General features: G+C 39.4%; 15 protein-coding genes. 10 read left to right on the top strand and 5 right to left on the bottom strand.

All coding sequences use genetic code 11. The features are described 5' to 3' along the window. The first annotated feature begins 4 nt into the window (after positions 1 to 4). Genes KSMBR1_RS15740 through KSMBR1_RS15710 form a run of 7 tightly spaced genes read left to right on the top strand, consistent with a single transcriptional unit; the run spans position 5 to position 5,463 of the window. Entirely contained in the window at positions 5 to 901 is an 897-nt protein-coding gene (locus tag KSMBR1_RS15740) for a sulfotransferase family protein (protein ID WP_099326166.1), read from the top strand. 15 nt (positions 902 to 916) lie between these two features. Continuing rightward, the gene (locus KSMBR1_RS15735; RefSeq protein WP_099326165.1) at positions 917 to 1,918 is read left to right on the top strand and encodes a glycosyltransferase family 4 protein; all 1,002 of its coding nucleotides are present in this window, start codon (positions 917 to 919) and stop codon (positions 1,916 to 1,918) included. After that, positions 1,918 to 2,793: a sulfotransferase family protein gene (locus KSMBR1_RS15730; protein ID WP_099326164.1), complete on the top strand. Its 876-nt coding sequence runs from the start codon at positions 1,918 to 1,920 to the stop codon at positions 2,791 to 2,793. Before KSMBR1_RS15735 ends, KSMBR1_RS15730 begins: the two co-directional genes overlap by 1 nt. After that, positions 2,771 to 3,778, top strand: a complete 1,008-nt coding sequence (locus KSMBR1_RS15725; RefSeq protein ID WP_099326163.1) for a glycosyltransferase family 2 protein — start codon at positions 2,771 to 2,773, stop codon at positions 3,776 to 3,778. The genes KSMBR1_RS15730 and KSMBR1_RS15725 overlap by 23 nt, the downstream gene beginning before the upstream one ends. 27 nt (positions 3,779 to 3,805) lie before the next feature. After that, positions 3,806 to 4,951: a glycosyltransferase family 4 protein gene (locus KSMBR1_RS15720; protein ID WP_099326162.1), complete on the top strand. Its 1,146-nt coding sequence runs from the start codon at positions 3,806 to 3,808 to the stop codon at positions 4,949 to 4,951. 13 nt (positions 4,952 to 4,964) lie between these two features. Further along, positions 4,965 to 5,231, top strand: coding sequence for a type II toxin-antitoxin system HicB family antitoxin (locus tag KSMBR1_RS15715; RefSeq protein WP_099326161.1), 267 nt, complete (start codon positions 4,965 to 4,967; stop codon positions 5,229 to 5,231). Further along, entirely contained in the window at positions 5,224 to 5,463 is a 240-nt protein-coding gene (locus tag KSMBR1_RS15710) for a type II toxin-antitoxin system HicA family toxin (RefSeq protein WP_099326160.1), read from the top strand. Before KSMBR1_RS15715 ends, KSMBR1_RS15710 begins: the two co-directional genes overlap by 8 nt. A gap of 36 nt (positions 5,464 to 5,499) precedes the next feature. On the opposite strand, the gene KSMBR1_RS15705 is transcribed toward KSMBR1_RS15710, so the two are convergent. From KSMBR1_RS15705 to KSMBR1_RS15690, 4 genes are all read right to left on the bottom strand, one after another. Continuing rightward, entirely contained in the window at positions 5,500 to 5,805 is a 306-nt protein-coding gene (locus KSMBR1_RS15705; protein ID WP_099326159.1) for a HigA family addiction module antitoxin, read from the bottom strand. Positions 5,806 to 5,916: 111 nt separating this feature from the next. Further along, entirely contained in the window at positions 5,917 to 6,150 is a 234-nt protein-coding gene (locus KSMBR1_RS15700; RefSeq protein WP_099326158.1) for a hypothetical protein, read from the bottom strand. A 5-nt stretch (positions 6,151 to 6,155) separates the two neighbouring features. Continuing rightward, positions 6,156 to 6,389 carry a hypothetical protein gene (locus tag KSMBR1_RS15695; RefSeq protein WP_099326157.1) on the bottom strand — a complete coding sequence of 78 codons (234 nt, stop codon included), beginning with the start codon at positions 6,387 to 6,389 and terminating at the stop codon, positions 6,156 to 6,158. 34 nt (positions 6,390 to 6,423) lie between these two features. Beyond that, complete coding sequence (locus KSMBR1_RS15690; protein WP_099326156.1) at positions 6,424 to 6,855, bottom strand: hypothetical protein; 432 nt, start codon at positions 6,853 to 6,855, stop codon at positions 6,424 to 6,426. 302 nt (positions 6,856 to 7,157) lie between these two features. Here KSMBR1_RS15690 and KSMBR1_RS15685 point away from each other — a divergent pair, with 302 nt between their 5' ends. Continuing rightward, positions 7,158 to 8,195, top strand: a complete 1,038-nt coding sequence (locus KSMBR1_RS15685) for an IS630 family transposase (RefSeq protein ID WP_099326155.1) — start codon at positions 7,158 to 7,160, stop codon at positions 8,193 to 8,195. 169 nt (positions 8,196 to 8,364) lie between these two features. On the opposite strand, the gene KSMBR1_RS15680 is transcribed toward KSMBR1_RS15685, so the two are convergent. Next, a complete protein-coding gene (locus KSMBR1_RS15680) occupies positions 8,365 to 10,248 on the bottom strand; it encodes an IS1634 family transposase (RefSeq protein WP_099324133.1) in 1,884 nt (627 codons plus the stop codon). A gap of 503 nt (positions 10,249 to 10,751) precedes the next feature. Between KSMBR1_RS15680 and KSMBR1_RS15675 the strand changes: the two genes are divergently transcribed. Then, a complete protein-coding gene (locus tag KSMBR1_RS15675; RefSeq protein ID WP_197705221.1) occupies positions 10,752 to 11,900 on the top strand; it encodes a glycosyltransferase in 1,149 nt (382 codons plus the stop codon). A gap of 15 nt (positions 11,901 to 11,915) precedes the next feature. Continuing rightward, positions 11,916 to 12,251 (top strand): hypothetical protein, encoded by a 336-nt coding sequence (locus KSMBR1_RS15670; protein WP_099326154.1) that lies wholly within the window; start codon positions 11,916 to 11,918, stop codon positions 12,249 to 12,251. Positions 12,252 to 12,447: the final 196 nt, after the last annotated feature.

Raw genomic sequence — 12,447 nt, 5'->3', positions numbered from 1 at the left:
CATTATGAAACAACCTGATTTTTTTATCGTGGGCGCACCAAAATGCGGGACGACATTTTTATATAGCCACCTTAAAAACCACCCTGAAATCTTCATGCCGGAGAGAAAGGAATTGCATCATTTCGGGACGGATATATATCATCCTGATTTTGTCAGAGACACAACAACCTATCTGTCTTTTTTTCAAAACGCGGAAAATGAAAGGAGAATAGGAGAGGCGTCCGTATGGTATCTTTATTCAAAACAGGCGGCGCGTGAGATAAAGGCTTTTTACCCTTCGGCGCAAATTATCATTATGCTTAGAAATCCCGTCGATATGATATACTCCTTACACAGTCAATACCTGTATAATGGATGCGAGGATATTATTGATTTTGAAGATGCCCTTAGAAAAGAGGATTTGAGGAAAAAAGGGTTATTCTTACCGAAAAACGCTTATCCTGTGGAAGGTCTTTTATATCGTGAAACGGCAAAATACACGCAACAGATAAAACGATATTTTGAAATATTTGATAAGAAAGCCATTCAATTCATTATTTTTGACGATATAAAGAATAATCCCCAAACATCCTTACAGGATACCTTCCGCTTTTTGGGGGTGAATGAAGATATCAGCAATGATACAAAATTGATTAACCCAAACAAACGCGCAAAAAGCGTTTTTTTAAGAAATTTACTGCAAAACCCCCCTCCCTTTTTACTGAATATGTCAAGAAGATTAATACCCCACGCAATTCGCAGCAGAATGAGAAAGGGCATGTGGAATTTCAATATCCGGTACGAATCCCGTATTCCCATGAGACCGGAATTACGAAAGAGATTGCAGGATGAATTTAAACCTGAAATCAAACAGTTGAGCGATATGCTGGGAAGAGATTTAAACTATTGGTGTGCACATTAATCATTTGCGAATTAAATGAAAATATCCGTCCTTACCCGCCATAAAATCCCTTTTAGTCTGGAAACATACCGCGAAAGTATCAGGAGGGAGTTATCAATCCTTGGCGTAGAGATCACTCCCTTTACGGAATCCGGCCCTGCCCCTGAAAATTGCGATATCATCTGGGAACCTGGCCTGGCGGGAAACCATACTCCGCCTGATATATATAAAAACTCGCGCACAACAATTGTTGCAACCGTTCACGGGGCGGCGCTGTTTACCATGAAATGGAATGAAATTAACACCTCTTTTTTGCAGGTAATAAGATGCAAATTGAAAAACCGTATAACATTATCCGCGTGGAAATGGTTTCGGGAAAAGACCTCCGCAATCATTACCGTTTCAGAATTTGCCGTACGGGAAGTGTCGCATGTCTTTGCGCTTCCTCGCGGAAAGATACACCCTATCTACCATGGCGTCGATCATGAGACGTTTCACCAGAATGGCGACATTGCAAAGGTATCAGAACCCTATTTTCTCCATGTCTCACAATATAGTCCAAAAAAAAATGTTGACAGGATTATCCGTGCATATGAAAATCTTTCAAATAACAGAAAGCCGGAACTTATCATGATAGCGCCCGGATACACAAAAACCATCCGCGTTAAAGGAATAAGGCATATTCAGGAAAAGTGCTCTCCCCATGAATTGGCAAAATGGTACAGAGGGTCAATTGGATTTATATTCCCTTCTCTGCATGAAACATTCGGCATGCCTGTTTTAGAGGCAATGGCATGCGGCTGTCCGGTAATAACATCAAACGCCACTGCATGCGCCGAAATAGCAAACGACGCCGCCCTTCTCGTAAATCCGCGTTCAGAACATGATATTACTCACGCAATGCAGCGTTTGAGAGAAGATGTTTCCTTACAAGATGCATTAAGAAAAAAGGGCTTGGACCACGCGCAACATTTTTCATGGCAAAAAAGCGCAAAAGAACATTTGTTGGTGTTTGAAAAAGTATTGAAATTAAAATAATGAATAAAACCGCTCTTCAACCAGTAATAATCATGGGTATGCACCGTTCCGGCACCACAATGCTTGCTTCACTGCTGGAACAACTGGGACTATTTATCGGCGCAAAAAAACAGGAAAATGATGAATCTTTGTTCTTTTTCAAATTAAACGACTGGCTGCTGCGCCAGGCAAATGCCACATGGGATAATCCGCATAATTTCACCTTTATAAATGCCGTCTTTAAGGAGAGGGTTCTTCACGTGCTAAAGCAGCACCTGAAGGGTATGCGAAGGTTTGAATATTTAGGTTTTGGAAAATTTTTGCGCTATGGCGACATCCGGCATATTGATTTTCCATGGGGATGGAAAGACCCAAGAAACACCTTTACCATTGATATCTGGAAAGATATCTTCCCCCATCCAAAGCTATTGCATATTTACAGAAATCCCCTTGACGTTGCAAACAGCGCAAGAAAAAGAGAAATTGAGATTCAAAATAATTTTAAGCATAACTGGAAGTGTTTTTTTAAAGAACGTTTGGTATTAGGAAAGGCTTTCTACCAGGACTCCGTAAGGCTTCAGAATATTTATGAAGGGATTCAATTGTGGAGGGTTTATGTACAAAAAGCGCTTTCCTTAGAAGAGGAATGGAATGGAAACATACTCCATGTACGATATGAAACATTTCTGGACAATCCGGCGGACACCCTTGGCAAAATTGTACGCTTTATCGGCCTGACCGCTGATGCTCCATTAATAAATGCCGTTTCAAAAAACGTGTTATCCGGGAATAAATTTACCTTTATAAAGGACAGCGCCCTACTGGAAATTTACCGGCACATAAAGGAAGAAGATATCATGAAAAAACTAGGCTATGATACTATCACTGAAAAATAATCCGTCACACCTCGCCCCTTATTGGTCAACAATCTCTATGGAAAAAGATATTACTCCTGAACAACAGCATACAGGTAAAATCTCTGTTATTATCGTAACGTGGAATGCGTATTCATGGATAGCTAATTGCCTGAAAAGCCTTAAAAGCGATCTCAGCGCTTTTTCTCATTCAATCATCATCGTGGACAATGCATCCTCCGACCAAACCGTATCGTATATCAAAACACAATTTCCGGAGATAATTCTTATCGAAAACAAAACCAATAATGGTTTTGCGCAGGCGTGCAACACGGCGCTGCAAAAATCATGCTCTGAGTATGTCCTCTTTTTAAACCCCGATACAGAAGTGATTCCAGGCATGACGAAAAGCCTGTTGGCATTCATGGAAAAACATCAGGAAGCAGGTGCAATTGGCCCCACGCTACTTAATCCTGACGGAACACTCCAGTTGAGCGGCAATACCTTTCCCAATCTTAAAAATATTCTGAGTGAATCATTTTTCCTTGATCGTCTCTTCCCAAACAGCCGTTTTTTTGGGTTGCATAAGATGAGCCATATCGACCGTTCAAAAGTATTGAAGGTTGACTGGACTATGGGGTCGTGCCTCTTTGTACGCAGAGAAGCACTCGATAGAGCGGGAAATTTTGACAGCAATTATTTCCTCTTTTTTGAAGAAACAGACCTGTGCCTACGGCTGAGAAATGCCGGGTATGAGATATACCTTCTGCCCGGGGCCAGACTCATACACTTTGGCGGGGCAAGCAGCCCTGAACTTTATAATGCAGAAAAAATCATCCACTATCACAAAAGCCTCTTTTATTATTTCAGAAAACACATGCCACACCAGTTGATTTTTCTGAAGATGATACTATTCTCAAGATCACTGCTTCGCATTATTCTTTGGCTGACACTGTACCCTGCAAATGCAAAAACGGCAGCGGAAAAACTATCCGGCTACGGAAAGGTATTAAAATTATGTTTTTAAGTTATAAACAGATTTACAGGAATAGCTATGTCTTTAGTGGTAAATAATTCTCATACATCTGCTACAAAATCCAAGGCTTACAAAGTGGCTATGATCACCGGAAGCTTTCCTGATGCGCCATGCGGTGTAGGCGATTATACCGCAAGATTGTCGCAGGAGTTAGCCAGACAAGGGATACACGTTTCTGTACTGACAACTGATCTGCCTGAAATCAAGCCCCCTCAGCCTTCAATAACTGTATGCAAAGTCGTTAAATCCTGGCAATTGTATAATACATTTCGATTTGTTCGATTCCTGAAGGCAATGAAACCGGACATCATCCATATCCAGTATCCTACGCGGGAATATCGGCGGTTTCTGTTGCCCAATTTTCTTCCCCTTATTTGTTGGGCGATCTTTCCCAAATTATGTAGAATAGCTACAATCCATGAATTTAGCATTGCACATAAGTTTCGCAAGATTGGAATGATCTTTTTCTTGCTCCTTTCAAATAAGATTATATTCCCTGACAAGCGTGAAGCATCAGCCGTTTTAAAGTGGTTTCCCTGGCTTAAAGGACGATATACGGTCATCCCGATTGGCGCCAACATTGAGCCGGTTCCTAACATTGTTTCAAGCAGGCGCATAGCAGAAATACCGTACATCGTTTATTTTGGTTTTGCCACAAAGTCAAAAGACGTTATTACTTTATTCCATGCATTTAAACAATTGCTCATACATGGGGTTAAATGTAAATTGGTAATGATAACCTATCTTTCGGATGATGATCATCATGTTATGAAAGAGTTAGGCATTGAACATGCAATAACGGTTACCGGCTATTGTACCCCTGAACAGGTATCTGTTTATTTTACGAATGCAACGGCCTGCGTTCTGCCATTTAAGGATGGAGTCTCTTTGCGGCGGGGAACATTTCTCACTGCGCTTCGGCATGGTCTCCCCGTAGTAACCACTATAGGTGAAAATGTCCCGGAGGTATTAAAAAATTGGGAAAATGTAATTTTAACGCCAATCGGCGATTATCAGGCCATGTCCGATGTCATTTTAAAACTGTTCCATGACCCCGTCCTGAGAAATAAAATCTCAGATAACGCCATGGAGTTGGGAAAGTGTTTTTCCTGGGATAATATCGGACTTCAGCATGTAGCGCTATATTCGTCTATGCTTACTTAAGGAGAATAAAGGAATGGAATTTTATACAATGGTGTTACGAAAGAGTAGAAACTATTGGGTAGCTTTATGTTTGGAAAATGGTATTGTAGGGCAGGGGATTACAAAAGAAGAGGCGATTGAAAAACTTAAAGAGGCCATTGATTCTTTTGATGCCGTACACAAAACAGAGAACGACATCTATACTTCACCATTATCTGTTAAAGAACTCCACGAATTTTTAACTGTTGAAGGGGTAGAACCAACCACAGAAACATACGAATTAAGGGCTGTACATGCCTAAAAATGTTCCTTCTCTCAAGCCAAAAGAATTAATTCGCCTATTAAAACGTGGAGGCTGTATGTTTCACAGGGAGGGCAAAGGAGATCATCGAATATATGTTCGCTATTGTCAAGGCAAGAAAAGGGTTGTTCCTATTGATATGGGAGCAGGGGAACTTTCTCCCCCGTATGTGCTTCGTATTTTCCGACAATTTGGTTTTACCGATGATGAAATAGAAAGACTTTTATCATAATAATTCAAGGAGAAATGCTCTTCGCATGATATTAATTTATACAATCTTTGTATACTCTTTTACTTCGCGTTCGAGGCGTTCGCCAAGTTCGTCAGAAGTAACATCCAAATCGTACTGTGCCTGTAATCCAAGCCAAAACTCAGGGGAAGTACCAAAAAAACGAGCCAGTCTGAGAGCAGTATCCGCGGTTATCCGTCTTTTTTGAAGTACAATCTCGTTGATTCTCCGGGGAGGAACACCGATATTAAGTGCAACTCTGTTTTGACTCAAGCCCATAGGTTTGAGAAATTCCTCCAAAAGAACCTCTCCGGGGTGAACCGACTGTAATCTCTTCTTTTCCATAGATTTTCTCCTCAAAACGGGGTCATGGAACAGTTTCAAAATGACATCGTTCGCCAACGATAAAGATTGGTCACTCTAACCCCTCCTTGCCGGGTGATATTTCAGATACGATTAAGATACCAGCAGCAGCGCTTTTTCTACAGCCTTGGGCAACTCAATCGGAATAAAATAATCTTCAGGATATAGGTAGTCATCTCCTGATTCATCTATGACTCTTATATAGTGATGTTCGGCCGCTTTAGCGTCATGGAGAACTTTGTAAATTTTTCTCAATTCCAGCGATACTTCATAGTCTTTGTTGTTAATGCAAACAGCAAATATTGGTTCGACCTTGTGGTGTTTCATAATTTTTAATCCAAGAAATGTTTTATTTTAATTTCTTTTTTGCCTATACCATGCGCCTCGTACCAATGTAATTCAACTTCATGTATTGTGCCATCAGAAAGACGCACTGTTGCAAATCCTTTACGCTTTCTCCAACGACCAGCACCGAAACGTTTCTGCAACCGCTTAATCTCGCGGATTGAGGTTCCTATTGCAAAGGTCTCAACGTCACGAATCCTTCCTATAATTTCAAAAATCATTATTGTGTGCTTTATATAAAAGCAAGTCCCAATGTTAGGTCTTTACTCTTGCTATTAAAGCTGATTCTTTTTTAACAATAAACAGGACACGATTTGTATCGGTAATAAATATGGGTTCATTTGCGTTGCCTCTTAATGTAACGTGATAAAAGTGCGCCGTCAAATGTTTATCCTTATCTGTTATTTCATAGTTTGATTCTTCTTTACCAAAAAGAGAATGAATTATTGATAACGGGTTCACAACTTCTGGCTTTGCAGGACAGTGTTTTTTTTGAAGCAACGGTATTCGCGTCATTATTTTTTTCGCATAAGGGGTATCAAGCTGTGCAATGACAATGTTAACTTTATTTTCTAGGGTATCTCTTCTATTTTCGTACCTTTGAGAAGCAATACCATACATAGCAAAATAAATCCCTATTACCAAAATAAAAAAAAACGGAAGGGGGTTGTTCATCTTCTTTTTCATTAAGTGGCCGAATCTTTCGCCAGAGGTATCGAATACCCAAATATTCAAACATAAAGTAAATAATTACTTCCGGTATTATTTTGTACATTGTTTTGCCACAAAAGGTTTGGCTTTTTTGATGCTAGGCAACGCAAAATAACCTTTAAATAGAACAGACTAAGTCCTAGGGTCGGGTCTTTATTCTTGCTATTGAAGTTGATTCCTTTTTAACGATCTACTTATGATATAGTAAAAAGCATTTATTTTTATAAAAATCTGTTTTTTTCTTGCATTTGAATTGTTTCTAGAGTATTAAATTCTGCATGAATCCATTTCTCAGTGAAAAAACCCGAATAGAATTTAAAAAAGCACATAAGAAAGAGCCTCATAGACGTCATGCCGACCGAATCAAAGCTATACTTCTTCTTGATTCAGGATGGAGTTATGAAGAAGTAGCAGAGGCGCTCTTGTTAGACGATCAAACAATCAGGAATTACGAAAAACTATACAAAGATAAAGGTTTTGACGGGCTTTTATCTGACAATTATATTGGCTGTGTGCCAAAACTCACCTGCGAACAAGAAGAACAATTAAAAGATCATATCAGGAAAAACAACTATAGCGCGGCAAAAGAAATTGTTGAATATGTAAAACAGACATTCAATAAAATCTATACACCCGAAGGAATGGTACATACCCTCGATAGATTAGGCTTTACTTACAAGAAAACTACAATAGTTCCATGCAAGGCAAACCCTGAAAAACAAAAAGAATTTGTCGAAAAATACAAACAACTCAAAGAAGAGAAAGCCCCCGGAGATAAGATACTTTTTATGGATGGAGTTCATCCACAGCACAATTCTACGTCTGCATATTGCTGGATAGAGAAAGGCAAAAAGAAGGAAATACCCTCTAATACCGGCAGGAAAAGAATAAATTTAAACGGTGCTATTGACATAGAAACCTTTGAAGTAACAATCCGGGAAGATGAAAGCATCAATGCTCAATCAACAATAAAGCTTTTCCATGAAATAGAGTCAAGGTATGCTCAAGCCGGTACTATTTACATAATCTCTGATAATGCTAAATATTACAGGTCTAAGTTGGTCAAAGAATACCTTGCAAATTCGAGAATAAAGATCAAATTTCTCCCTTCCTATTCACCCAATTTAAATCTCATTGAAAGATTATGGAAATTCTTTCGCAAAAAAATATTGTATAACAAGTATTATGATACTTATGAGAAGTTTAAAAACAAATGTTTAAGTTTTTTCAAAAATATTAACGAGTATACAGATGAATTGTCTACTCTTTTAACTGAAAATTTTCAAATTATTGGCGAGCAAATTTCGAAAATCTGATTTATTTGACTATAGAATAATGCCGCCCAAAATAATCGGCCACTTCCCTATGGCTATAATTGTCTTTCCCCATATATCCCATGTTCCGGAAAGAAATTACTAAAGTCAAATTTGGCAAACACTTATAAACATTGATTCTGCGACTACATGTCTTTTGGAAGTCTTTTAATTACTGGCCGAAAACAACATTGGACATTCCAAGTTTTTCCAATAGCATTTGTGTGACGGCGGGAAGTTTCACGGCTTTCTTTAAGGTTTCACCGGTATTTTTAGCCTCAAGAGTGGCGATATCTATATCTTTGAACGGCGCATAGAGTTCCTTTGAGTTTAAAAAATCTTTTTCTCCTATTGCCTTTCGTTGGTTTGATAGATAACGGTTTATAAAATATGCCAGGATGCAGATAGTATAGACGGCTTTAACATGTGCCTCGGTATTGACAAAGAAGGGCCTGATTTTTAAGAACGATTTTACATTTTTAAAGACATCTTCTATTTTTGTCTTGTCCCGATAGGCTCTAACTATAGATTGGGGTTTTGCTTTAAACGCACCTCCATCTTCCCGTTCTGTATGGTTAGTGATAAAAACACATACGCCATCCAACAATCTATCTGCGGCTATAACATCAGTTAACAGCTTGATTTCTATTTTGAAACTTTTGACGGATTTGACCTGCCCGTTTTTCAGTCTATGGGTAACGGTGATGGACGTCAGAACAGGGTCTTCGAAATATTTATGAATCTTTAACCTTTTCAGCTCATCTACAATGCGGCTCTTTGTTGCGTCATATTGCCGGTCTCTTTGGGCATTTTTAAGGTTTTTATTCTCTTCTTTGAGATAATCCTTAAAAAAGGTTATTTTCTCGTCTCTATTATTGCGGTCTTCTATAAATAAAGTGGGATTAAAACCGGTAATAAAACGCTTGTTTCCTATGACGCCATTGTCATGGTAGTATAATTCATCATCATAGTTTAAAAACCCTTGCGGGATAGGTATATCGGAGGCGTCCTTATCTTCTATGGATAACCCATTAAGAGACTTTAAACTGACACCGCAAGAGGGTATCTGATTTCTATCCAATGCCGAGATGTATTTGAGTTTGGCTTCTTCTATCAAATTGGCATTGTCCTCAGAGATTATGCCTCTGTCAAATACAAGGGTGACGTTTTTATCAGTCAATTTGAATCTGGTTTTACAGGCATTGATATTCTGTTTGAGGGTTTTTACCTCAGCGGTGTTCCCGGGGAATACATCCCATTTGAAAGGATATCCCTCAGAGTTGATAAGAACACCCAGTAAGACCTGCCGCCTGCCATGACACTCTATTTTGCCCTTGCCAAATGCCGATAGATCACAGTTATATCCCACAAAGTAGGAAGTAGTTAGGTCGTAGTTGATAAATTTATAGGATTCCGGACGTTTCCAGAAGGTTTGGTTAAAAAGGTGGTTCTCTATAGATATTTTGTTTTTGTGTATTTTATCTAATTCATAATAGATTTTATCGTCATTTAGGCCTGAAAGATCAATTTTAAGAATGTCCTCCAGCGCGCTCTTTTTCGCCCAATGAGGAATGGAATAATGAGAACACGGATCGGTGCACCTGTTAATAGTCAGTATCTTTGCAATCATATTGGTAGGAAGGGCGCCTGCAGTGACATCGTAGTCAAAAGCCTGATCAAGCTGCCACTGGTTCCACAACTCATTAACAACGGCTATATCGAGATATGCCCTGCTTTCCAGGACTGCAACGTCTTTGAGCTGAGTCTGCAATTGATCTGTGTTTTCAACTGTTTTACATATCAGTTTGATTTGCTCGGCTTGAATATCGGAAAGTTTCCCGATGGGCCAAAGTATTCTTTTTCTGACCTTTTTGCCATCCCTGTAGGATTCGGCAATAGAGTAAGATTTATAGGTTTTCCCTTTGTATTTAGAATCGCTATAAGTAAGGTGCATAATGTAGTCCCAATATTCTTTGACTACACTATCATTAATAAAATATTTTGTCAAGTCAGTATTTATAGGGTTATAAAGGATTTGTATTAATAAATAGGCCATTTATTCTGCGACTACATATTATTTTGAATTTGTGGAAACCCGCTTAAAATAAGGATTTTGTTGAAATCTTTCCGGAAAGGGGGATATATTTTTATCTTTCCTCTTCAATTTTCAGCATACTATCTCGTAAAATGACAGATGTCAACCTATAAACCGTCATTATTACATTGAAAACATGAAGATAGTTTCAATATAATAACAAACGTTTTAAATTACAGAGACCCCAGCTTTGGTCGAGTTTGCCTGGGTGTATAGGAATTTTAAAGTTGTAGGACGAAGCGATTGCTTCGTCACTGGCGAAGTGGCACTTCGCCCTACATCATCGAAAAAGTTGCCGAAGGCCTAATTTATTATAGGGTTTGTTGGGGTGACCCGACTAACCCTCACGACCCAACGGACTCAAGATACCTAAAACCAGTCGTTCAAACCACGCTTTCTCTGCACTCCCGGCATCTTATGCGGTGAACTAACGTCTCTTAAAATAGTATCGAACGTAAAATAATATGAAAAAAATTGCTATTGTTCACGATTGGCTCACCGGCATGCGTGGGGGGGAAAAGGTACTGGAGTGTCTCTGTGAGCTTTTCCCGCAATCAGATATATTTACTTTGCTCCATATTCCAGGGTCAGTATCGCCCTTAATAGAAAACAGGACTATCTACACCTCCTTTTTACAGAAATTACCCCTGATAAAGACACACTACCGCACATATTTGCCCTTGTTTCCACTTGCAATAGAGAGTTTCTCTGTCGATGCATACGACATGGTAATCTCCAGCAGCCATTGTGTCGCAAAAGGGGTAATTACCCCCCCTTCCACGCTTCACGTATGTTACAGCCACACCCCCATGAGGTATGTGTGGGAACACTACCATACGTATTTCGGGAAAAACAAGAAGGGATTTATGACAAGGACGGCAATGAATATCTTTGCCCATTATCTGAGGATGTGGGATGTATCGTCTTCAAACCGGGTGGATTATTTTACCGCCAACTCGTACAATGTGGCAAACCGCATTAAAAAATATTACCGAAGAACCGCAAAGGTAATTCATCCTCCAGTGGATTGTTCATTATTTACTCCACCGGATACCTATGAAGAAGGCGGCTACTATCTTATCGTATCCGCATTTGCCCCTTACAAAAGAATTGATATTGCCATTGAGGCATTCAGGGAATTGGGATTACCTCTTGTAATTATCGGAGGGGGACAGGAAGAGCAACTCATTAAAAACATGGCAAAGAATAACATTAAGTGCCTCGGCTGGCAACCGGGAGAAGTATTGAAAGATTTTTACAGAAATTGCAAGGCACTGATCTTTCCCGGAGTGGAAGATTTTGGCATTGTGCCTCTTGAGGTACAGGCATGCGGGAAACCGGTAATTGCCTATGCTAAGGGAGGTGTGCTGGAAACCGTACGTGGAATTTATCCTGACTCTGAATCCAGACCCGAAATGAAACAAAAACAGCCAGAAACACCAACAGGGGTATTTTTTACAGAACAAACAACAGAATCTCTCCTGGAGGCTGTAAGGTTTTTCGAACATAATAAAAATATATTTGATCCGCTTTCGATTCGAAAACATGCTGAAGGCTTTGATAGCCTTATATTTAAAGAAAAGTTTAAACGGTATATTGAGACAATTATTTAACAAAACAGATAGAAAATGGGTAAAAGATTTTCGACATTTTTACTTGATAGAATACTTGAGCAAGAAAAAAAAGAACGGGAAGAGTTACGACTTCGGTTGATAGAAAAACTATTTAAAACATTTGATATGCTGAGCCATGAAATACCTATTAAAGAAGCCTATCTCTTTGGTTCGATAACGAAGCCATATAGGTTTCAAAAAGACTCTGATGTTGATATTGGTTTTATTGGGCTAAAGGATGAGTATTTTTTTAAAGCAATGTCCGTCATTTCAAGAGAAATTGGCAGAGATGTGTGTGCCTTGAAGTATGGAATACCTGAGTGGTTGAAAATACCACCTCTGCGAGCCTAATCCTCGTAGAGAAGTTTGTGCCTATGCGCACACAATGGAGCAATCCGTATGCGTAGAAAGATAGCATATACCCGTGAGGGGTATGACGGAGTTACGAGGTACAGACGACCTTTTGGGGTGTATGAGTGTGGCGTGTTATTCCGTGCCAACTGCCATTTCTCAGCGAAGCACTGACAATGTCCTTTGTTGGAGATGG

It is taken from the genome of Candidatus Kuenenia stuttgartiensis (assembly GCF_900232105.1).
Taxonomy (GTDB): Bacteria; Planctomycetota; Brocadiia; order Brocadiales; family Brocadiaceae; genus Kuenenia; species Kuenenia stuttgartiensis_A.
This window is presented reverse-complemented; position numbering and strand designations above follow the sequence as displayed.

What these genes read in the sequence shown, in the direction of transcription:
- KSMBR1_RS15740 (WP_099326166.1), top strand. Translation starts at nt 5, where the DNA reads ATGAAACAACCTGATTTTTTTATCGTGGGCGCACCAAAATGCGGGACG.
- KSMBR1_RS15735 (WP_099326165.1), top strand. Translation starts at nt 917, where the DNA reads ATGAAAATATCCGTCCTTACCCGCCATAAAATCCCTTTTAGTCTGGAA.
- KSMBR1_RS15730 (WP_099326164.1), top strand. Translation starts at nt 1,918, where the DNA reads ATGAATAAAACCGCTCTTCAACCAGTAATAATCATGGGTATGCACCGT.
- KSMBR1_RS15725 (WP_099326163.1), top strand. Translation starts at nt 2,771, where the DNA reads ATGATACTATCACTGAAAAATAATCCGTCACACCTCGCCCCTTATTGG.
- KSMBR1_RS15720 (WP_099326162.1), top strand. Translation starts at nt 3,806, where the DNA reads ATGTCTTTAGTGGTAAATAATTCTCATACATCTGCTACAAAATCCAAG.
- KSMBR1_RS15715 (WP_099326161.1), top strand. Translation starts at nt 4,965, where the DNA reads ATGGAATTTTATACAATGGTGTTACGAAAGAGTAGAAACTATTGGGTA.
- KSMBR1_RS15710 (WP_099326160.1), top strand. Translation starts at nt 5,224, where the DNA reads ATGCCTAAAAATGTTCCTTCTCTCAAGCCAAAAGAATTAATTCGCCTA.
- KSMBR1_RS15705 (WP_099326159.1), bottom strand. Translation starts at nt 5,805, where the DNA reads ATGGAAAAGAAGAGATTACAGTCGGTTCACCCCGGAGAGGTTCTTTTG.
- KSMBR1_RS15700 (WP_099326158.1), bottom strand. Translation starts at nt 6,150, where the DNA reads ATGAAACACCACAAGGTCGAACCAATATTTGCTGTTTGCATTAACAAC.
- KSMBR1_RS15695 (WP_099326157.1), bottom strand. Translation starts at nt 6,389, where the DNA reads ATGATTTTTGAAATTATAGGAAGGATTCGTGACGTTGAGACCTTTGCA.
- KSMBR1_RS15690 (WP_099326156.1), bottom strand. Translation starts at nt 6,855, where the DNA reads ATGAAAAAGAAGATGAACAACCCCCTTCCGTTTTTTTTTATTTTGGTA.
- KSMBR1_RS15685 (WP_099326155.1), top strand. Translation starts at nt 7,158, where the DNA reads ATGAATCCATTTCTCAGTGAAAAAACCCGAATAGAATTTAAAAAAGCA.
- KSMBR1_RS15680 (WP_099324133.1), bottom strand. Translation starts at nt 10,248, where the DNA reads ATGGCCTATTTATTAATACAAATCCTTTATAACCCTATAAATACTGAC.
- KSMBR1_RS15675 (WP_197705221.1), top strand. Translation starts at nt 10,752, where the DNA reads ATGAAAAAAATTGCTATTGTTCACGATTGGCTCACCGGCATGCGTGGG.
- KSMBR1_RS15670 (WP_099326154.1), top strand. Translation starts at nt 11,916, where the DNA reads ATGGGTAAAAGATTTTCGACATTTTTACTTGATAGAATACTTGAGCAA.